At 60.5% G+C, this 19,107-nt stretch carries 19 protein-coding genes; 16 read left to right on the forward strand and 3 right to left on the reverse strand.

The window, feature by feature from the left end:
- Positions 1 to 15 precede the first annotated feature (15 nt).
- The 16 genes from iscA to HX873_RS21740 all read left to right on the forward strand — a co-directional run bounded on the left by iscA (position 16) and on the right by HX873_RS21740 (position 14,701).
- On the forward strand, positions 16 to 339 hold the full coding sequence (gene iscA / locus HX873_RS21665) for an iron-sulfur cluster assembly protein IscA (protein ID WP_003209680.1): 324 nt from the start codon (positions 16 to 18) through the stop codon (positions 337 to 339).
- 8 nt (positions 340 to 347) lie between these two features.
- Complete coding sequence (gene hscB, locus HX873_RS21670) at positions 348 to 869, forward strand: co-chaperone HscB (protein WP_008438289.1); 522 nt, start codon at positions 348 to 350, stop codon at positions 867 to 869.
- Positions 870 to 920: 51 nt separating this feature from the next.
- Positions 921 to 2,783, forward strand: coding sequence for a Fe-S protein assembly chaperone HscA (hscA, locus tag HX873_RS21675; RefSeq protein WP_087695132.1), 1,863 nt, complete (start codon positions 921 to 923; stop codon positions 2,781 to 2,783).
- 3 nt (positions 2,784 to 2,786) lie between these two features.
- A complete protein-coding gene (gene fdx / locus HX873_RS21680; RefSeq protein WP_003209674.1) occupies positions 2,787 to 3,128 on the forward strand; it encodes an ISC system 2Fe-2S type ferredoxin in 342 nt (113 codons plus the stop codon).
- Positions 3,129 to 3,142: 14 nt separating this feature from the next.
- On the forward strand, positions 3,143 to 3,343 hold the full coding sequence (gene iscX, locus HX873_RS21685; RefSeq protein ID WP_177116667.1) for a Fe-S cluster assembly protein IscX: 201 nt from the start codon (positions 3,143 to 3,145) through the stop codon (positions 3,341 to 3,343).
- Between the two features lie 91 nt (positions 3,344 to 3,434).
- The gene (gene ndk / locus HX873_RS21690; RefSeq protein ID WP_003175956.1) at positions 3,435 to 3,860 is read left to right on the forward strand and encodes a nucleoside-diphosphate kinase; all 426 of its coding nucleotides are present in this window, start codon (positions 3,435 to 3,437) and stop codon (positions 3,858 to 3,860) included.
- Positions 3,861 to 3,890: 30 nt separating this feature from the next.
- Positions 3,891 to 5,039, forward strand: coding sequence for a 23S rRNA (adenine(2503)-C(2))-methyltransferase RlmN (gene rlmN, locus HX873_RS21695; protein WP_003209670.1), 1,149 nt, complete (start codon positions 3,891 to 3,893; stop codon positions 5,037 to 5,039).
- Positions 5,040 to 5,051: 12 nt separating this feature from the next.
- Positions 5,052 to 5,810 (forward strand): type IV pilus biogenesis/stability protein PilW, encoded by a 759-nt coding sequence (gene pilW, locus HX873_RS21700; RefSeq protein ID WP_003209669.1) that lies wholly within the window; start codon positions 5,052 to 5,054, stop codon positions 5,808 to 5,810.
- Positions 5,810 to 6,802, forward strand: a complete 993-nt coding sequence (locus HX873_RS21705; RefSeq protein ID WP_177081123.1) for a RodZ family helix-turn-helix domain-containing protein — start codon at positions 5,810 to 5,812, stop codon at positions 6,800 to 6,802. Before pilW ends, HX873_RS21705 begins: the two co-directional genes overlap by 1 nt.
- Positions 6,803 to 6,806: 4 nt before the next feature.
- The gene (ispG, locus tag HX873_RS21710) at positions 6,807 to 7,916 is read left to right on the forward strand and encodes a flavodoxin-dependent (E)-4-hydroxy-3-methylbut-2-enyl-diphosphate synthase (protein WP_003209666.1); all 1,110 of its coding nucleotides are present in this window, start codon (positions 6,807 to 6,809) and stop codon (positions 7,914 to 7,916) included.
- A 23-nt stretch (positions 7,917 to 7,939) separates the two neighbouring features.
- On the forward strand, positions 7,940 to 9,229 hold the full coding sequence (hisS, locus tag HX873_RS21715) for a histidine--tRNA ligase (protein WP_087695130.1): 1,290 nt from the start codon (positions 7,940 to 7,942) through the stop codon (positions 9,227 to 9,229).
- Between the two features lie 40 nt (positions 9,230 to 9,269).
- Positions 9,270 to 9,911, forward strand: coding sequence for a tetratricopeptide repeat protein (locus tag HX873_RS21720; RefSeq protein ID WP_003209663.1), 642 nt, complete (start codon positions 9,270 to 9,272; stop codon positions 9,909 to 9,911).
- Positions 9,904 to 11,055: an outer membrane protein assembly factor BamB gene (bamB, locus tag HX873_RS21725; RefSeq protein WP_003209662.1), complete on the forward strand. Its 1,152-nt coding sequence runs from the start codon at positions 9,904 to 9,906 to the stop codon at positions 11,053 to 11,055. Before HX873_RS21720 ends, bamB begins: the two co-directional genes overlap by 8 nt.
- Before the next feature lie 139 nt (positions 11,056 to 11,194).
- The gene (gene der / locus HX873_RS21730; protein WP_003209661.1) at positions 11,195 to 12,664 is read left to right on the forward strand and encodes a ribosome biogenesis GTPase Der; all 1,470 of its coding nucleotides are present in this window, start codon (positions 11,195 to 11,197) and stop codon (positions 12,662 to 12,664) included.
- Positions 12,665 to 12,773: 109 nt separating this feature from the next.
- Positions 12,774 to 13,922, forward strand: a complete 1,149-nt coding sequence (locus HX873_RS21735; protein WP_003209660.1) for a pyridoxal phosphate-dependent aminotransferase — start codon at positions 12,774 to 12,776, stop codon at positions 13,920 to 13,922.
- The gene (locus HX873_RS21740; RefSeq protein ID WP_008438274.1) at positions 13,910 to 14,701 is read left to right on the forward strand and encodes an amidohydrolase; all 792 of its coding nucleotides are present in this window, start codon (positions 13,910 to 13,912) and stop codon (positions 14,699 to 14,701) included. The genes HX873_RS21735 and HX873_RS21740 overlap by 13 nt, the downstream gene beginning before the upstream one ends.
- Positions 14,702 to 14,895: 194 nt before the next feature.
- Here HX873_RS21740 and leuA read toward each other — a convergent pair whose 3' ends face one another.
- The 3 genes from leuA to xseA form a co-directional block, all read right to left on the reverse strand.
- The gene (leuA, locus tag HX873_RS21745; protein ID WP_177123185.1) at positions 14,896 to 16,575 is read right to left on the reverse strand and encodes a 2-isopropylmalate synthase; all 1,680 of its coding nucleotides are present in this window, start codon (positions 16,573 to 16,575) and stop codon (positions 14,896 to 14,898) included.
- 320 nt (positions 16,576 to 16,895) lie between these two features.
- Positions 16,896 to 17,717 carry a peptidoglycan DD-metalloendopeptidase family protein gene (locus tag HX873_RS21750; RefSeq protein ID WP_008438272.1) on the reverse strand — a complete coding sequence of 274 codons (822 nt, stop codon included), beginning with the start codon at positions 17,715 to 17,717 and terminating at the stop codon, positions 16,896 to 16,898.
- Positions 17,718 to 17,720: 3 nt separating this feature from the next.
- Positions 17,721 to 19,100: an exodeoxyribonuclease VII large subunit gene (gene xseA, locus HX873_RS21755; protein ID WP_003209653.1), complete on the reverse strand. Its 1,380-nt coding sequence runs from the start codon at positions 19,098 to 19,100 to the stop codon at positions 17,721 to 17,723.
- Positions 19,101 to 19,107: the final 7 nt, after the last annotated feature.

Here is a 19,107-nt window from a genome sequence, read left to right on the forward strand (position 1 = left end):
GAGTAAGGAGTCACGATGGCTATCAGCATGACAGAAGCGGCTGCGCAGCACATTCGCCGCTCCCTGAATGGGCGCGGTAAAGGTGAGGGGATTCGTCTGGGTGTTCGCACCACGGGCTGTTCCGGCCTTGCCTACGTGCTGGAGTTTGTCGACGAGGTGGTCGAGGAAGATCAGGTGTTCGAGAGTCACGGCGAAAAAGTGATCATCGACCCGAAAAGCCTGACCTACCTGGACGGCACCGAACTCGATTTCGTCAAGGAAGGGTTGAACGAAGGCTTCAAGTTCAACAACCCCAACGTACGCGGTGAATGTGGCTGCGGCGAAAGCTTCAACATCTGAGGCTGATTGTGGGTACTCCTTGTCATTTCGCTTTGTTCGAGCTGCAGCCGAGTTTTCGACTGGACCTTGAACAGCTTGCCACGCGCTACCGTGAATTGGCGCGTGGGGTGCATCCGGACCGCTTCGCTGACGCTTCCGAGCGTGAGCAACGCCTGGCGCTGGAGCAATCAGCCAGCCTCAACGAAGCCTATCAGACGCTCAAGAACCCTCCCAAACGCGCGCGCTACCTGCTCGCGATGGGCGGTCGCGAGCTGCCGCTTGAAGTCACGGTCCAGGACCCTGATTTCCTGATGCAGCAGATGCAATGGCGCGAGGAGCTTGAAGAACTGCAGGACGAGGCTGATCTGGCCGGAGTCGCAGTGTTCAAGCGCCGTCTGAAAGTGGCCCAGGATGAACTCAACGAAAGCTTCGCAGCCTGTTGGGATGATGCAGCGCAACGTGAACAGGCCGAACGCCTGATGCGGCGCATGCAGTTCCTCGACAAGCTCACCTACGAAGTGCGCCAGTTAGAAGAGCGCCTCGACGATTAACCCAGTGCCGCCCAGGTTGCACGCCTGATATACAGATAAGTCCTGATTACCATGGCCCTACTGCAGATCGCCGAACCCGGTCAAAGTCCTCAACCGCACCAGCGTCGTCTGGCGGTCGGGATTGACTTGGGCACTACCAATTCGCTGGTCGCTGCATTGCGCAGCGGTCTTTCCGAGCCGCTGCCCGACGCGGATGGCCAGGTCATCCTGCCGTCTGCCGTGCGTTATCACGCTGACCGCACCGAAGTGGGCGAGTCGGCCAAGCTGGCGGCGTCTACCGATCCTTTGAATACCGTGCTGTCGGTCAAGCGCTTGATGGGTCGTGGTTTGTCCGACGTCAAGCAGCTGGGCGACCAGCTTCCCTACCGCTTTGTCGGCGGCGAATCACATATGCCGTTCATCGACACGATCCAGGGCCCGAAAAGCCCGGTGGAAGTGTCGGCCGATATCCTCAAGGTCTTGCGCCAGCGCGCCGAGACCACCTTGGGTGGCGAACTGGTAGGTGCGGTGATTACTGTTCCTGCATATTTCGATGACGCTCAGCGCCAGGCCACCAAGGATGCGGCGAAACTTGCCGGCCTGAACGTGCTGCGCCTGCTCAACGAGCCGACCGCAGCCGCTGTGGCTTACGGCCTGGATCAGCACGCCGAAGGCCTGGTGGCTATTTACGACCTGGGCGGCGGTACCTTTGATATTTCGATCCTGCGCCTGACCGGCGGTGTCTTCGAAGTGCTGGCTACCGGTGGCGATACCGCCCTGGGTGGCGATGACTTCGATCACGCCATTGCTGGCTGGATCATCACCAGTGCCGGCTTGTCTGCCGACCTGGACCCGGGTGCGCAACGTAATTTGCTGCAAACTGCCTGTGCCGCCAAAGAAGCGCTGACTGACGCTGCGTCGGTTGAAGTTTCCTACGGTAGCTGGTCGGCTCAACTGACCCGCGAAGCGTTCGATTCGTTGATCGAACCGATGGTCGCCCGCAGCCTGAAAGCCTGCCGCCGCGCCGTGCGTGATTCCGGTGTCGAGCTGGAAGACGTGGTCGCCGTGGTCATGGTGGGTGGTTCGACCCGCGTGCCGCGTGTTCGTGAGGCGGTCGCTGAAGCCTTCGGCCGTCAGCCGCTGACTGAAATCGACCCGGATCAAGTGGTGGCTATCGGTGCCGCGATCCAGGCCGATACCCTCGCCGGTAACAAGCGTGATGGTGGCGAACTGCTTCTGCTTGACGTGATCCCGTTGTCCCTGGGGCTGGAAACCATGGGCGGCCTGATGGAGAAGGTGATTCCACGCAACACCACCATCCCCGTTGCCCGCGCCCAGGACTTCACCACGTACAAAGATGGTCAGACGGCCATGATGATTCATGTGCTGCAGGGCGAGCGTGAGCTGATCAGCGACTGCCGTTCCCTGGCGCGCTTCGAATTGCGCGGCATTCCGGCGATGGTGGCTGGTGCGGCGAAGATTCGCGTGACCTTCCAGGTCGACGCCGACGGCTTGCTCAGCGTTGCCGCTCGCGAACTGGCCTCCGGCGTTGAAGCCAGCATCCAGGTCAAGCCGTCCTACGGCCTGACCGACGGTGAAATCGCCAAGATGCTCAAGGATTCGTTCCAGTACGCCGGTGACGACAAGGTCGCCCGCGTGCTGCGTGAGCAGCAAGTCGACGCCCAGCGCCTGCTCGAAGCGGTGCAGGGCGCCCTGGAAGCTGACGGCGAACGTCTGCTGGATGCCGAAGAGCGCATGGTCATCGACCTGCAAATGCAGGAACTGGCTGAATTGATGAAAGGCACCGATGGTTACGCTATCGAGCAACAGACCAAGCGCCTGTCGCAAGTGACCGATGCCTTTGCCGCCCGTCGTATGGACCAGACGGTAAAAGCCGCCCTGGCGGGCCGCAACTTGAATGAACTTGAGGATTAACTGATGCCGCAGATCATTTTTCTGCCACACGCCGAGCATTGCCCGGACGGTATGGTTGTGGAGGCTGAGACCGGCAAGTCCATTCTCGAAGTCGCTCACGATAACCACATCGAGATCGAAAGCGCCTGCGGCGGCGTTAACGCCTGTACCACGTGCCATTGCATCATCCGCGAAGGTTTCAATAGCCTGGAAGAGGCTGATGAGCTGGAAGAGGACTATCTTGATAGGGCGTGGGGCCTTGAGCCGACGTCGCGATTGAGCTGTCAGGCAAAAGTGGGAACAGAAGACCTTACCGTCGAAATTCCGAAGTATTCGCTCAACCATGCCGCCGAAGCGCCGCACTGATTCAAGGAAGTGTCATGAGTCTTAAATGGGTTGATGTACAAGAAATCGCTATCCTGCTGGCCGATGGTCACCCGGACTTGAACCCTTATTCGCTGAACTTTGTAGCTTTGCGTGACATGGTCATGGCCTTGCCAGGGTTCGAAGATGACCGGGAACGCGGCGGTGAAAAGGTGCTTGAAGCTATTCAAACTGCCTGGAAAGAAGAGCAGGACTGAAGCCTCCCTTACGCAGTTAGGCAATACCCAAGAACCCGCGTATAATTCGCGGGTTTAATTTTTCGCAAATTACCGTTTCTGGAGTTACACCATGGCTGTTCAACGTACTTTCTCCATCATCAAGCCTGACGCTGTTGCAAAAAACGTCATCGGCGAGATCACCACTCGTTTCGAAAAAGCCGGCCTGAAGGTTGTAGCTTCGAAACTCAAGCAACTGTCCAAGGCTGAAGCTGAAGGCTTCTACGCTGAGCACAGCGCTCGTGGTTTCTTCGGCGACCTGGTTGCCTTCATGATCTCCGGTCCTGTTGTTGTTCAGGTTCTGGAAGGCGAAAACGCTATCGCTCTGAACCGTGAGCTGATGGGCGCTACCAACCCTAAAGAAGCTGCTGCCGGCACCATCCGTGCCGACTTCGCTGAATCGATCGACGCCAACGCCGTTCACGGTTCGGACTCCGAAGCCGCTGCTGCCCGCGAAATCTCGTACTTTTTCGCTGCTACTGAAGTAACCGCTCGCTAAGCATTGGCTTAAAAGAGCGAAGGTGAATCCATGACTACATTGACTGCAAAAACCAACCTGCTGGGTCTGACTCAACAGGAAATGGAAAAATTCTTCGACTCAATCGGGGAGAAGCGTTTTCGTGCCGCTCAGGTAATGAAGTGGATTCACCATCTTGGCGTCGATGATTTCGACGCCATGACGAACGTCAGCAAGGCCCTGCGCGACAAGCTCAAGGCCATTGCCGAAGTTCGCGGCCCCGAAGTGGTCAGCGAGGACATTTCCACCGACGGCACCCGTAAGTGGGTGGTGCGCGTGGCGTCCGGCAGCTGCGTCGAGACCGTGTACATTCCCCAGGGCAAGCGCGGCACTCTGTGCGTTTCGTCCCAGGCAGGCTGTGCCCTGGACTGCAGTTTCTGCTCCACCGGCAAGCAAGGTTTCAACAGCAACCTCACCGCCGCCGAAGTCATCGGCCAGGTGTGGATTGCCAATAAATCGTTCGGCAGCATCCCGGCGACCGCCGACCGTGCCATCACCAACGTGGTGATGATGGGCATGGGCGAGCCGCTGCTGAACTTCGACAACGTTGTTGCGGCCATGCACCTGATGATGGACGACCTGGGCTACGGCATCTCCAAGCGCCGCGTGACCCTGTCGACCTCCGGCGTGGTACCGATGATCGATGAGCTGGCCAAGCACATCGACGTCTCCCTGGCGTTGTCGCTGCACGCACCGAATGACGCATTGCGTAACCAATTGGTGCCGATCAACAAGAAGTATCCGCTTAAGATGCTGCTCGAATCTTGCCAGCGCTACATGGCGACCTTGGGCGAAAAGCGTGTGTTGACCATTGAGTACACCATGCTCAAGGACATCAACGACAAGGTCGAGCACGCGGTCGAGATGATCGAGTTGCTCAAGAACGTACCGTGCAAGATCAACCTGATTCCGTTTAACCCGTTTCCCCATTCTGGCTATGAGCGGCCGAGCAACAACGCCATCCGCCGTTTCCAGGATCAACTGCACCATGCAGGCTTCAATGTCACCGTGCGCACCACCCGCGGCGAAGACATCGATGCGGCATGTGGCCAATTGGTAGGACAGGTGCTGGATCGCACCCGTCGCAGCGAACGTTATATCGCCGTGCGTGAATTGAGTGCCGCCGACGATATGCCGCAAAGCGCCGCGACTCGAACCTGAGAGAGGATCTCTATGCCCTTGCGCCTTGCGCTGCTTTTGCTTGTTGCCAGCCTCGCGGCTGGCTGTGTTTCATCGGGCCATGACAGCCCGTTGCAAACCGGCAAGGGCCGTGACGAAGCGCGCGCTGCCTATGTGCAGCTGGGCTTGGGGTACTTGCAGCAAGGGATGACCGAACAGGCCAAGGTGCCGCTGAAAAAAGCCCTCGAGCTGGATGGCAGCGACGCCGACGCCAATGCTGCGTTGGCCTTGGTGTTCCAGGCCCAGGCCGAGCCCGAATTGGCCGATCAATATTTCCAAAAGGCCCTGGCCACACGCCCTGGCGACCCAAGACTGCTGAATAACTACGGCAGTTTTTTGTTTGCGCAGAAACGTTATGCCCAGGCATCCGAATATTTCCAGCAGGCTGCGGCCGATACCCTCTATCCTGAGCGTTCGCGGGTTTTCGAGAACCTGGGGGTGACCTCAATGCTTCTCGGCCAGCGCGACACCGCACGCCAGCAACTGGAAAAAGCCCTGCACCTGAACCAGCGCCAGCCACGGGCCTTGCTCGAAATGGCTGAGTTGTCCTTCGAAGACAGGCATTATGTGCCGGCACGTGACTATTACGAGCGTTTTAGCCTGCTGAGCGGGCAAAATGCACGTAGTCTATTGCTCGGTGTGCGCCTGGCGACGGTTCATGAAGAACGCGACAAGGCCGCACGTTTTGGCCAGCAACTCGAACGACTCTATCCCGGTACGCCGGAATATCAGCAATACCTGTCGGAGCAATGATGAAAGCGGCGCACCCGGAAGTTGTAGCAGCTAATCGTGGAAACCCAGGCGAGACCTTGCGTCAGGCCCGCGAAAGCAATGGTTGGTCGCTGGCAGAAGTGGCCCTCAAGCTCAATTTGACCACGACTTCATTGGGCAACCTTGAAGCTGGCGCATTCGACAAGCTGCCAGGGCACACCTTTGCCCGCGGCTATATCCGCGCCTACGCCAAGTTGCTGGGTATCGACCAGGCTGCATTGGTCCAGGAGTTCGACCAAATCACCGGTACCGATTCCCAGGGCAGCAATGTCCATGGTCTTGGCCGCATTGAAGAGCCTGTGCGGGTTTCCCACACCATTTTGCGCATTGTCAGCCTGTTGCTGCTCATCGCCGTGATCGGCGGTGGTTTTGTATGGTGGCAGGATCAGACCGCCCAGCGTGGCAAGGACTTGTCCAGCAACGCCATGGAGCACGTCGAAGTCGAAAGCGCCGACGGCACCACCCAGATTCATCCGTTGGATGAGCCGGAAGACCAGGCCGTGGCCCAGGGTCAGGCGGCGCCTGAGGCAGGGCCAAGCGCCGAGCAGCCTGCGCCCGAAGCAGGTACTGCCGCCGCAGTGGCACCCGTCGCACCCGCTCCAGCGGTTGCAGTGACGCCTGCTGCTCCAGCTCATACGCCAGCAACGCCAGCAGTACCGGCGCAGGCTCCGGCAACAACGGCTCCCGTCGCCCCGGCGATTTCCGCGCCAACCACCCCGGTACTGATCGCCGGTGATGGCCGAGTACAAATTACCTACGTCGCTGACTGCTGGACGCAAGTCTCCGATGGCAACGGCAAGGTGCTGTTCAGTGGTCTGAAGCGTAAGGGAGATACACTTGACCAGGGCGGCAAGCCTCCTTTGACGCTGCGTCTGGGCTTTGCCCGTGGCGCGCAAGTGGCCTACAACGGCCAGCCTGTGGACGTGGCGCCGTTCACCAGTGGCGAGACTGCTCGCCTCAAGTTGGGACAATAAAGTCATGCACGGCGAATCTCCAATCAAACGTCGCGTATCGCGCAAGATCTGGGTCGGCTCGGTGCCGGTGGGCGGTGATGCCCCCATCGCAGTACAAAGCATGACCAACAGCGACACCAATGATGTGGCGGCCACTGTCGCCCAGATCAACCGCCTGGAAGCGGCGGGCGTCGACATCGTGCGTGTATCCGTACCGGATATGGACGCTGCCGAAGCCTTTGGCCGCATCAAGCAACTGGTCAAGGTGCCGCTGGTCGCCGATATTCACTTCGACTACAAGATCGCGTTGCGCGTGGCCGAGTTGGGCGTCGATTGCCTGCGGATCAACCCGGGCAACATCGGTCGTGAAGACCGGGTTCGCGCCGTGGTGGATGCCGCCCGTGATCGCGGGATTCCAATTCGCATCGGCGTCAACGCCGGCTCGCTGGAAAAAGACCTGCAAAAGAAGTACGGCGAGCCGACGCCGGCCGCACTGGTCGAGTCCGCGCTGCGCCACGTAGAACACCTTGAACGCCTGAATTTCCAGGACTTCAAGGTCAGCGTAAAGGCTTCCGACGTGTTCATGGCGGTAGAAGCGTACCGCCTGCTGGCCAAGGAAATCGTCCAGCCGCTGCACCTGGGTATCACCGAAGCCGGCGGTTTACGCTCAGGCACAGTGAAATCTGCGGTGGGTCTCGGTATGCTGCTGGCCGACGGGATTGGCGATACTATTCGCATCTCCCTCGCGGCAGACCCGGTAGAGGAAGTGAAAGTCGGTTACGACATTCTCAAATCCCTGCATTTGCGTTCCCGTGGCATCAACTTCATTGCCTGCCCGAGCTGCTCGCGGCAGAACTTCGACGTGGTGAAAACCATGAACGAACTGGAAGTACGCCTCGAAGACCTGCTGGTGCCGCTGGATGTCGCGGTGATCGGCTGTGTGGTCAACGGGCCGGGTGAGGCCAAAGAGGCCCATGTGGGCCTGACCGGTGGTACGCCAAACCTGATTTACATCGACGGCAAGCCGTCGCAGAAATTGACGAATGACAATCTGGTGGATGAGCTGGAACGGCTGATCCGCCAGAAAGCGGCCGAAAAGGTCGAAGCTGACGCAGCGGTTATCGCGCGCGGCTGATCGAACGAATTTAAGGATTTGATGTGAGCAAGTCTCTGCAAGCCATTCGTGGCATGAACGACATCCTGCCTGAGCAGACGCCCCTGTGGCGCTACTTCGAGGGCACTGTCGCGCGCCTGCTGGATAACTACGGTTACAAGCAGATCCGCATGCCGATCGTCGAGTTCACCGAGCTGTTCAAGCGCTCCATCGGTGAAGTGACCGACATCGTCGAAAAAGAGATGTACACCTTCGAAGACCGCAACGGTGACTCCCTGACCCTGCGTCCGGAAGGTACTGCCGCGTGTGTGCGTGCGGTGCTCGAACATGGCCTCACCGGCGGTGGCCAGCCGCAGAAGCTCTGGTACATCGGCCCGATGTTCCGCCACGAGCGTCCGCAGAAAGGCCGTTATCGCCAGTTTCACCAGATCGGCCTGGAAGTCTTCAACCTCGACGGTCCGGACATCGACGCCGAGCTGATCGTGCTGACCTGGCGCCTGTGGGGCATGCTGGGCATCCGCGATGCGGTCAAGCTTGAACTCAACAGCCTGGGCACCAGCGAATCCCGGGGCCGCTACCGCGAAGCCCTGGTGGAATTCCTGTCGGCCCACCTGGACAAGCTGGACGAAGACAGCCAGCGCCGCCTGAAAACCAACCCGCTGCGGGTACTGGACACCAAGAGCGCCGAGACCCAGGCCGTACTGGTGGACGCGCCGAAAATGGCCGACTACCTGGACGACGAGTCCCGTATCCACTTCGAGGGCCTCAAGGCTCGCCTGGATGCAGCCGGTATTCCTTACGTCATCAACCCGAAACTGGTGCGTGGCCTCGATTACTACAGCAAGACCGTGTTCGAGTGGGTCACCGACAAGCTCGGCGCCCAGGGCACGGTGTGTGCCGGTGGTCGTTACGACGGCCTGGTCGAGCAGATGGGCGGCAAGCCGACCACCGGCGTAGGTTTTGCCATGGGCATCGAGCGGCTGATCCTGCTGCTGGAAACCCTGGAGCAGGTTCCCGAAGAAATCTCCCGTCAGGTGGACGTGTACTTCTGTGCCTTTGGCGAGGCGGCCGAACTGGCTGCCCTGGCCCTGAGCGAGAAACTGCGCGACCAACTGCCGAACCTGCGCCTGCAAGTCAATGCCGGCGCCGGCAGCTTCAAAAGCCAGTTCAAGAAAGCCGACAAGAGCGGTGCGTTGTATGCACTGATCCTGGGTGATGATGAGTTGGCCCAGCAAGTGGTAAGTTTCAAACCCCTGCGTGGTCAGGGTGAACAACAAAGCATTGCCTTTGATGCGCTTGCAGCGCACCTGGCCACCTGCATCGTGCAGGGTTGAAGCTGTCAAACAGCCGATTTAGCGATTAAGGAGTATTGGGGTGTCGAGTACTGATGATGACCAGCTGGCCGAGTTCAAAGACTGGTGGCAGCGCAACGGCAAGCCCCTGGTCACTGGCGGCTTGCTGGCTTTAGTAGTGGTGTTCGGCTGGCAAGCCTGGCACAAGTATCAGGCTAACCAGTCGCAAGGCGCCTCGATTATCTATCAGCAACTGCTGGAAACCACGCTGACGCCAAACGGCAAGCCTGACCTGGCCCAGGTTGCAGACCTGGCCGGCAAGCTGAAGAGCGAATTCGGCGGTAGCACCTACGCGCAATACGGCAGCCTGTTCGTCGCAAAAGTTGCGGTCGACAACGGCAAGCTGGATGACGCCGCCTCCGAGCTGAAAGCCATCACCGACAAGCCGGCCAACCCGACACTGGGTGAAATCGCACGTCAGCGTCTGGCTCAGGTACTGGCGGCACAGAACAAGGCCGACGAAGCACTGAAACTGCTCGACGGCGATGCTGACAAGGCATTCCTGGCCACTCGTGAAGAGCTCAAGGGCGACCTCCTGGTCCAATTGGGTCGTACCGACGAAGCCAATGCTGCGTACCAAAAAGCCAAGGCGGCGCTGTCTGATGAAGCGGCGGTCGGTGGCTTACAAATCAAGCTCGACGACTTGGCCAAAGGGGATGCGTGACGTGATCCGTTGGAAACATGCAGCATTGCTGGCTCTGGCCGTTTTGGCCGCGGGTTGCAGCAGCAACAGCAAAAAAGAACTGCCTCCGGCCGAGCTGACCAGCTTCAAGGAAGAAGTGGTCCTGCAAAAGCAGTGGAGCCGCTCCATTGGTGACGGTCAGGGCGATCTGTACAACCTGATGGTCCCGGCGATCGACGGTGACACTATCTACGCCGCTGATTCCACCGGTGTTGTGGTCTCCATGGATCGCATGAACGGCGACGTCAAGTGGAAGAAAGACCTCGAACTGCCTGTGTCCGGCGCCGTTGGCGTGGGTTCTGGCCTGGTGATGCTCGGCACGCTGAAAGGCGACGTCGTGGCACTGGATTCGAGCACCGGTGAAGAGAAATGGCGCGCTCGCGTGACCAGTGAAGTGCTCTCGCCGCCTGCTACCAACGGTGACGTAGTTGTCGTGCAGACCCAGGATGACCGTGTGATCGGCCTCGACGCCGCCACCGGTAACCAGCGCTGGTTGTATGACAGCACGCCGGCGGTCCTGACCTTGCGCGGTACCAGCGGTCCGGTTGTGACCAGCAACCTGGCACTGGCAGGCCTGTCGACCGGTAAAGTGGTCGCCCTGGACACCCAGAACGGCGTGCCGGCCTGGGAAACCCGGGTCGCGATTCCTCAAGGTCGTTCGGAACTGGACCGCGTAGTGGACATCGACGGTGGCTTGCTGCTGTCGGGTGATACCCTTTACGTCGCTACTTATCAGGGCCGTGTTGCGGCGCTGGACGTGCAGAGCGGCCGGATCAACTGGCAGCGTGATGCTTCCAGCTACGCCGGTGTCGCCCAAGGGTTTGGCAGCGTCTACGTCAGCCTGGCGTCCGGCACCGTTGAAAGTGTCGACGAGCGTTCCACTACCGCGTTGTGGAGCAACGACTCCCTGGCCCGCCGTCAGTTGTCGGCACCGGAAGTGTTCTCCAGCTACGTAGCGGTAGGCGACTTTGAAGGTTACCTGCACCTGCTGAGCCAGGTGGACGGTCGCTTCGTGGGTCGCGAACGTATCGACAGCGACGGCCTGCGTGCCCGTCCGCTGGTGGTAGGTAACATGCTTTACGTGTATGGCAACAGCGGCAAGCTGGAAGCGCTGACCATCAAGTAATGGTTTGACTATGCTTGGGGTAATTCCCAGGCGGCCCTGCTTCGGCAGGGCATGCGGCGCTTTCGAGCGCTGCCCCGAGCACCAGCCGCTGCCTTGCAGCGGCTTTTGTATTTTCTGAAATAACGAAGTGGAGAGCCGCATGGTTCCCGTAATCGCCCTGGTGGGCCGACCGAACGTCGGCAAGTCCACCTTGTTCAACCGCCTGACCAGGACTCGCGACGCCATCGTCGGCGACTTGTCCGGTCTGACCCGTGATCGCCAATACGGTGAGGCAAAGTGGCAAGGGCGCTCCTACATTATTGTCGACACCGGTGGTATCTCCGGTGACGAGCATGGCATGGACGAAAAGATGGCCGAGCAGTCGCTGCTGGCCATTGAAGAAGCTGATGTCGTGTTGTTCCTGGTGGACGCCCGCGCGGGCTACACCGCTGCAGACCAGATGATTGGCGAGCACCTGCGCAAGCGCAACAAGCGTTCCTACGTGGTGGCCAACAAGATCGACAACATCGATCCTGAAATGGCCCGCGCCGAGTTCAGCCCGATGGGCCTGGGCGACGCGATCCCGATCGCCGGTGCCCACGGTCGCGGCATCACCCAGATGCTGGAAATCGCCCTGCGCGACTTCCCGCGTGATGACGTGGATGAAGTCGAAGGCGAAGAAGAAATCGTTGCCGAAGGCGAGGAAGCCAAGCGCATTCCTGGCCCAAGCGAAAAAGACGGTATCAAGATCGCGATCATCGGCCGTCCGAACGTCGGCAAGTCGACCCTGGTCAACCGCATGCTCGGTGAAGACCGGGTAATCGTCTATGACGAGCCGGGCACCACTCGCGACAGCATCTACATCCCGTTCGAGCGTAACGACGAGAAGTACACGCTGATCGACACTGCCGGTGTGCGCAAGCGCGGCAAGATCCACGAAGAAGTTGAAAAGTTCTCCGTGGTGAAAACCCTGCAGGCGATCAAAGACGCCAACGTAGTGATCTTCGTCATGGACGCCCGCGAAGGCGTGGTAGACCACGACCTGAACTTGCTGGGCTTTGCCCTGGAAGCCGGTCGTGCCCTGGTGATCGCGATCAACAAGTGGGACGGCATGACGCCGAGCGAGCGCGACTACGTCAAGGTCGAACTGCAGCGTCGTCTTTTCTTCGTCGAGTTTGCCGATATCCACTTTATCTCGGCACTGCACGGTACCGGCGTGGGTAACCTCTACGCCTCGGTGCAGAACTCGTTCAAGTCCGCGGTTACCCGCTGGCCGACCAACCGCCTGACCCAGATTCTTGAAGATGCGGTCAGCGAGCACGCGCCGCCGATGGTCAACAACCGTCGGATCAAGCTGCGCTACGCTCACTTGGGTGGTGCCAACCCGCCGATTATCGTGATTCACGGTAACCAGCTGGAGAAGGTGCCGAAGTCCTACGTGCGTTACCTGGAAAATACCTACCGCCGCGTCTTGAAACTGGTCGGTACGCCGATCCGTATCGAGTTCAAGGGTGGCGAGAACCCGTACGAAGGTAACAAGAACAGCCTCACCGACCGCCAGGTAAACAAAAAGCGCCGGATGATGACGCACCACAAGAAGGCCGACAAAAAGCGCCGCGACAAGCGCTGATCCTGATCGGTTGAAAAAGGGCTCTTTCGGAGCCCTTTTTTTGTGCCTGGCGGTTGACCCTTCGCGGCATGCAGCTTAAAACTTGGGGCTCACCGCAAGGGGCGCACCGATGATCACCAGCAAGCTGCCGAATGTCGGCACCACCATCTTCACCACCATGTCGCAACTCGCTGCCGAAACCGGTGCGCTCAACCTGTCCCAGGGCTTTCCCGACTTTAACGGGCCCCAGGAGTTGCTCGATGGAGTGGGCAGACACATTGCCCTGGGCCATAACCAATACGCCCCGATGACCGGCCTGCCGGTACTGCGCCAGCAAGTGGCGGCCAAGATCGCCCGCAGCTATGGCGCAACGGTGAATGCCGACAGCGAAGTGACCATCACCCCAGGCGCCACTGAAGCGATCTTCTGTGCGATCCAGGCGGTGATCCGCAGCGGTGATGAAGTCATCGTGTTCGATCCGGCCTACGACAGCTACGAGCCTTCTGTGGAACTGGCAGGCGGTCGCTGCGTACACGTGCAACTGGGCCTGGATGATTTCGCCCTGGACTTCGAGCAACTGCGCGCTGCGCTGTCGCCGCGCACCCGCATGATCATCCTCAACAGCCCGCATAACCCCACCGGTGCCCTGATCAGCCGTGCCGAGCTGGACCAGTTGGCCGAGTTGATCCGCGACCGCGACATCTACCTGGTCAGCGACGAGGTCTACGAGCACCTGGTGTTCGACGGTGTGCCCCACGTCAGCGTGTTGGCCCACGAAGAGCTGTATCAGCGTGCGTTTGTGGTCAGTTCGTTCGGCAAGACCTACCACGTCACCGGCTGGAAAACCGGCTACGTGGTCGCGCCGCCAGCCCTCAGCGCCGAGCTGCGCAAGGTGCATCAATATGTCAACTTTTGCGGCGTGACCCCGTTGCAGTACGCTTTGGCAGACTTCATGGCCGAACACCCGGAACACGTCGAGGAGCTGCCGGCTTTTTATCAAGCCAAGCGCGACCTGTTCTGCGACCTGCTGGAACCGTCGCGTTTCAGCTTTACCCGGGTGGCCGGTACCTACTTTCAATTGGTGGATTACTCACAGATTCGCCCGGACCTGGATGACGTCGCCATGTCGCTGTGGATGACCCGCGAACACGGCGTTGCGACCATCCCGGTCTCGGTGTTCTACCGGAACCCACCGCAAGGCCAGCGCCTGGTGCGACTGTGCTTTGCCAAACGCGAGGAGACGCTGCGTCAAGCAGCCGAGAAACTATGCGTGATCTGAGTGCACTGCCCAACCTGAACATCGCCCTGGTGCAAACCACCCTGGCCTGGCACGACCGCCAGGCCAACCTGGAGCATTTTGAACTGTTGCTGGAACAGGCCAAGGGTGCCGACCTGATCGTGCTACCGGAGATGTTCACCACCGGTTTCTCGATGGAATCGGAAACCCTCGCCGAGCCTGAAAACGGCCCCACCCATCAATGGCTGCAGGCCCAGGCGAAGAAGTACAACGCGGTGATCACCGGCAGCGTGATCATCCAGGCCGCCGACCGCAGTCACCGCAACCGCCTGCTGTGGGCGCGACCGGATGGTGAGGTGTTGCACTACGACAAGCGTCACCTGTTCCGTATGGCCGGTGAACACGACCACTACACCCCCGGCGAGCGCCAGGTGCAGTTCGAACTCAAGGGGTGGCGGATTCGTCCGTTGATCTGCTACGACCTGCGATTCCCGGTGTGGAGTCGTGACGCCCAGGACACTGACTTGCTGCTGTACACCGCCAACTGGCCGGGCGCACGTCGCCAGCACTGGAACCGTCTGCTGCCGGCACGGGCCATTGAAAACCTGTGCTACGTGGCGGCGGTGAATCGGGTGGGCACGGACGGCAAGGGCTTTGCCTACACCGGCGACAGCCAGGTCGTGGACTTCCAGGGCGAAAGCCTGCTGAGCGCAGGGGAGGCGGACGGCGTGTTCCAGGTGTGCCTGGACGCAGCGGAATTGGCGGAGTACCGCACACGCTTCCCGGCGAACCTGGATGCGGACAGCTTCGAGTTCACCTGAAGGATTTTCGCCGCCTTATAGATTGCCTTCGCGAGCAAGCCCGCTTCTACATTCGACCTGCGCCACCTGAAAGAACGCGGTCAAAATGTGGGAGCGGGCTTGCTCGCGAAGAGGCCCTGAAAATCACCACAAATTCCAATAAAAAGGCCCCTGGATTCTGATCCCGGGGCCTTTCGCATTTCAGCGGTCAGTGCTTACGCCGCTTTCGCTTCCAGCTGGCTCAACGAGCGGTTCAGCGCGCTGAACACCGCCTTGAAGCTCGCCGTGGTGATGTTTTCATCAATGCCCACGCCATGCACCGGACGCTCACCGTTCACTCGCAGCTCGATGTAGGCCGCCGCCTTGGCATTGGTGCCGGCGCCAATCGCATGTTCGTTGTAATCCATGATCTCCACACCAATCGGCAGCCCGGCCACCAGCGCTTCCAGGGCGCCGTTGCCCTTGCCGTGCCAGCGCAGGTTGGTTTCGCCCTGGCCTTTGCCGGAGACTTCAACTTCCACCGAGCTGTTGCCGTTCTCTTCCTGCAAGCGATGGCTGACCAGCGCGTAAGGAATGTTGGCTTGCAGGTATTCACGCTGCAACAAGCTGTAGATCTGCGCGGCGGTCATCTCCAGGCCCACGCGGTCGGTTTCGGCCTGTACCACCTGGCTGAACTCGATCTGCATGCGGCGCGGCAAGCTGATGCCGTATTCCTGCTCCAGCAGGTAGGCGATGCCGCCTTTGCCCGACTGGCTGTTGACGCGGATCACCGCCTCGTAGCTGCGGCCGATGTCGGCCGGGTCGATCGGCAAGTACGGCACTTCCCACAAGGCGTCGTCTTTCTGCTGGGTGAAGCCCTTGCGGATCGCGTCCTGGTGGGAGCCGGAGAAGGCGGTGTGAACCAGGTCGCCGACGTACGGGTGACGTGGGTGAACCGGGATCTGGTTGCACTCTTCGACAACTTTGCGAATACCGTCGATGTCGGAGAAGTCCAGCTGAGGGTCGAGGCCCTGGGTGTACATGTTCAAGGCCACGGTGACCAGGTCGACGTTACCGGTACGCTCGCCGTTGCCGAACAGGCAGCCTTCGACACGGTCGGCGCCGGCCATCAGGCCCAACTCGGTGGCGGCTACGCCGGTGCCACGGTCGTTGTGGGTGTGCAGGCTGATGATCACGCTGTCGCGACGGTTGATATGACGACCGAACCACTCGATCTGGTCGGCATAGATGTTCGGGGTGGCGCACTCGACGGTGGCTGGCAGGTTGAAGATCACCTTGTGCTCAGGCGTCGGGTTCCAGACCTCGATCACCGCGTCACAGACTTCCTTGGCGAACTCAAGCTCAGTGGCGCTGAACGTCTCTGGCGAGTATTCGAAGGTCCACTGGGTTTCCGGCTGCTGGGCGGCGTATTTGACGAACAGCTTGGCCGCGTTGACCGCGATCGCCTTGATGCCGTCCTTGTCCTGGTTGAACACGATGCGGCGGAACGACGGCGAGGTGGCGTTGTACAAGTGAACGATGGCTTTCTTCGCCCCGCGCAGGGATTCGAAGGTGCGTGCGATCAAGTCTTCACGGCCCTGGGTCAGCACCTGGATGGTGGTGTCCTCGGGGATGTGATTGTCTTCGATCAGGGTGCGCACGAAGTCGAAATCGGTTTGCGACGCAGCCGGGAAGGAGGCTTCGATTTCCTTCACACCGACGGCCACCAGGGTCTTCCAGAAACGCAGCTTTTTCACCGCGTCCATCGGTTCGATCAGCGACTGGTTGCCGTCGCGCAGGTCGGAACTGCACCAGATCGGCGCGGTGGTGATGGTTTTCGAAGGCCAGGTGCGGTCCGGGATATCAATGGTCGGGAACGCGCGGTACTTCGAAGACGGGTCTTTGAGCATGCTCATCGGGAAATCCTTTGTCTAGGGGCCGAGAAAAGGCGGCCTGCCGTAAAACTGTTATTGGGGATGAAGCAGAAGACGAGGCAGATCGATTCAGCCTGGCAGTCGTGCGCTGACTAGGCACAGGCTGCGGTGCTGGCGGAGCTGAATGAGGGTGTGAGAGGTTTTCATAGGTCCAACCCTAACCGCCGGGGTGAAAGATGGCAAGCAGTCGGAAAAAATTGAGAGAAGTTCTGCTATTACTGAGGAAAACGAGATTTTATGGTTGAGAATTGTGCGCGAGGTTGTTTTGTTTGCGCACCCGTTGCCGGGTGCGCAATTGAGCGTCAGGGCTGAAACGCGCCGATAAAGATCGCCGGATCCACCCGTGCGTCGTTCAGGCTGATGTTCCAATGCATATGCGGCCCGGTCGCCCGGCCGGTGGAACCGACCTTGCCCACCACTGCACCACGAGCCAGTTGCTGGCCCACGCTCACATCAATCTTCGACATATGGCAGAACATGCTGATAAAGCCCTGGCCATGGTCGACAAACACGGTGTTGCCGTTGAAGAAGTAGTTGCCGGTCAGGATCACCTTGCCCGCTGCCGGGGTCTTGATCGGCGTGCCGGCGCCCACGGCAAAGTCCAGGCCGGAATGCGGATTCCGCTCCTCGCCGTTGAAGAAACGTCGCACGCCGAACTTGCTCGACAGCGGCCCGTTCACCGGCTTGTCCAGCAGCAGGTTGCTCGGCGTGTTCGGGCTGAAACTGCGATACGCCTTGAGCTGGACTGCCAGCTCGCCTTCGATGCGCTTGAGTTGCGCCGGGTCCGGGTTCACCTGGCTCTTGTTCTTCAGGGTGATGTGCTGCTCGGGGTATTTCTTGAAGCCCACGACAAACGGCAGGTTCTGGCTGCCGCTGGTGATGCGTTGGGTGCCGGGCTTGACCGTCAGCGGGATGCCCACAATCGCCAGCCAGTTGTTTTGCTCCTTCACCACCAGCACTGGGCGGTTCATGTAGGTGGCTTTGGGCGCCGTGGCCGAAGTGCCGAGGTCGACCACCGCCACGCCACCGGGCACCGGCTTGTTCAGCAGCCGGGTGATGTAGCTGTCGGCATGGGCGTTAAAGGTCAGGCACAGCAGCATCAACAAACTTAAAAAGCGTGGCATCAATCAATCCAGTAACGAGAGGGTGACGGGCGTCAGGTGGTTGTCTTCCACCCGTACCTGCAATTGGCCTTCACCGAGGCGCGCGGTCAGGCGCTGCCCGGTGTGGGTTTGCGCGGCGTTGCGAATCGCCTGGCCGCGTTCGTCGAGCAAGATGCTGTAGCCGCGTCCAAGCGTCGCCAGCGGGCTGACCACGTGCAGCGTCTGCACCTGGCTTTGCAGTTGCAGGCGACGGGCCTTGAGGCCTTCGCGCATGGCGCGGGGCAGGCGTTCGGCAAGGCTGTCCAGGCGTTGGCGCAACAGCGCCAGTTGGCGGCCGGGGTGTTGGCCGGCGAGGCGGGTTTCCAGGCGGATCAAACGCTCGCGACGGGTGTTGAGGCTGCGCTCGAAGGCACGCCGCAGGCGCATGTCCAGGTCATCCAGGCGCTGGGCCTGTTGGCGCAGGCGCTCGCCCGGGTGACGCAGGCGACGAGCCATGCCTTCCAGGCGCAGGCGGTCGTGGGTCAGGCGGTTGCGCATCAGCATCACCAGGCGGCGGTGCAGGTTCTCTACCTGGCGAGTCAGGTGGCTGGAGTCCGGCGCCAACAGCTCGGCAGCGGCGGAAGGCGTTGGGGCGCGTACGTCGGCGACAAAGTCGCTGATCGACACATCGGTCTCATGGCCAACGGCGCTGACGATGGGCGTCACGCAGGCGTCCACGGCACGCGCCACGGCTTCTTCGTTGAAGCACCAGAGGTCTTCCAGCGACCCGCCGCCACGGGCCAGGATCAGCGCGTCGAAGCCGCGTGCATCGGCCAGCTTCAGTGCGCGGACGATCTGCGCCACGGCTTCACGACCTTGTACGGCTGTCGGGATCAACGTCAGTTCCACGTTGGGCGCCCGGCGACGGAACACGCTGATGATGTCGCGAATCACCGCACCGGTGGGCGAGCTGATAATCCCTATGCGCCGTGGGTGTGCGGGCAGCGGCACCTTGCGCTCGGCACTGAACAGGCCTTCGGCGCTGAGTTTTTCCTTCAGCGCGTCGAAGGCCAGGCGCAGTGCGCCGTCACCGGCCGGCTCCACCGTGTCGAGAATCAGCTGATAGTCGCCACGGCCCTCAAACAGCGAGACCTTGCCCCGCACCTTCACCGCCAGGCCGTCTTTCAACGCCTGGCGCACCCGTGCGGCGTTCTGCCGGAACAGCGCACAACGCACCTGGGCGCCACTGTCCTTGAGGGTGAAATACACGTGGCCGGAGGCCGGGCGGGCGAGGTTGGAGATCTCGCCTTCGACCCAGATATTGGTGAACACGTCTTCCAGCAACACCCGCGCGCGGCCGTTGAGCTGGCTGACAGTCAGGACTTCGCGGTCCAGGCCCAGACGGGCAAAGGGATCTTTAATCATGGGCGGC

The sequence above is a fragment of the Pseudomonas sp. P7758 genome (assembly GCF_013386485.1).
Lineage (GTDB): Bacteria > Pseudomonadota > Gammaproteobacteria > Pseudomonadales > Pseudomonadaceae > Aquipseudomonas.

Excerpts from the sequence above, each read along its gene's own strand:
- iscA (WP_003209680.1), top strand. The coding sequence starts at position 16 with ATGGCTATCAGCATGACAGAAGCGGCTGCGCAGCACATTCGCCGCTCC.
- hscA (WP_087695132.1), top strand. The coding sequence starts at position 921 with ATGGCCCTACTGCAGATCGCCGAACCCGGTCAAAGTCCTCAACCGCAC.
- fdx (WP_003209674.1), top strand. The coding sequence starts at position 2,787 with ATGCCGCAGATCATTTTTCTGCCACACGCCGAGCATTGCCCGGACGGT.
- iscX (WP_177116667.1), top strand. The coding sequence starts at position 3,143 with ATGAGTCTTAAATGGGTTGATGTACAAGAAATCGCTATCCTGCTGGCC.
- ndk (WP_003175956.1), top strand. The coding sequence starts at position 3,435 with ATGGCTGTTCAACGTACTTTCTCCATCATCAAGCCTGACGCTGTTGCA.
- rlmN (WP_003209670.1), top strand. The coding sequence starts at position 3,891 with ATGACTACATTGACTGCAAAAACCAACCTGCTGGGTCTGACTCAACAG.
- pilW (WP_003209669.1), top strand. The coding sequence starts at position 5,052 with ATGCCCTTGCGCCTTGCGCTGCTTTTGCTTGTTGCCAGCCTCGCGGCT.
- HX873_RS21705 (WP_177081123.1), top strand. The coding sequence starts at position 5,810 with ATGAAAGCGGCGCACCCGGAAGTTGTAGCAGCTAATCGTGGAAACCCA.
- ispG (WP_003209666.1), top strand. The coding sequence starts at position 6,807 with ATGCACGGCGAATCTCCAATCAAACGTCGCGTATCGCGCAAGATCTGG.
- bamB (WP_003209662.1), top strand. The coding sequence starts at position 9,904 with ATGCGTGACGTGATCCGTTGGAAACATGCAGCATTGCTGGCTCTGGCC.
- der (WP_003209661.1), top strand. The coding sequence starts at position 11,195 with ATGGTTCCCGTAATCGCCCTGGTGGGCCGACCGAACGTCGGCAAGTCC.
- HX873_RS21735 (WP_003209660.1), top strand. The coding sequence starts at position 12,774 with ATGATCACCAGCAAGCTGCCGAATGTCGGCACCACCATCTTCACCACC.
- HX873_RS21740 (WP_008438274.1), top strand. The coding sequence starts at position 13,910 with ATGCGTGATCTGAGTGCACTGCCCAACCTGAACATCGCCCTGGTGCAA.
- leuA (WP_177123185.1), bottom strand. The coding sequence starts at position 16,575 with ATGAGCATGCTCAAAGACCCGTCTTCGAAGTACCGCGCGTTCCCGACC.
- HX873_RS21750 (WP_008438272.1), bottom strand. The coding sequence starts at position 17,717 with ATGCCACGCTTTTTAAGTTTGTTGATGCTGCTGTGCCTGACCTTTAAC.
- xseA (WP_003209653.1), bottom strand. The coding sequence starts at position 19,100 with ATGATTAAAGATCCCTTTGCCCGTCTGGGCCTGGACCGCGAAGTCCTG.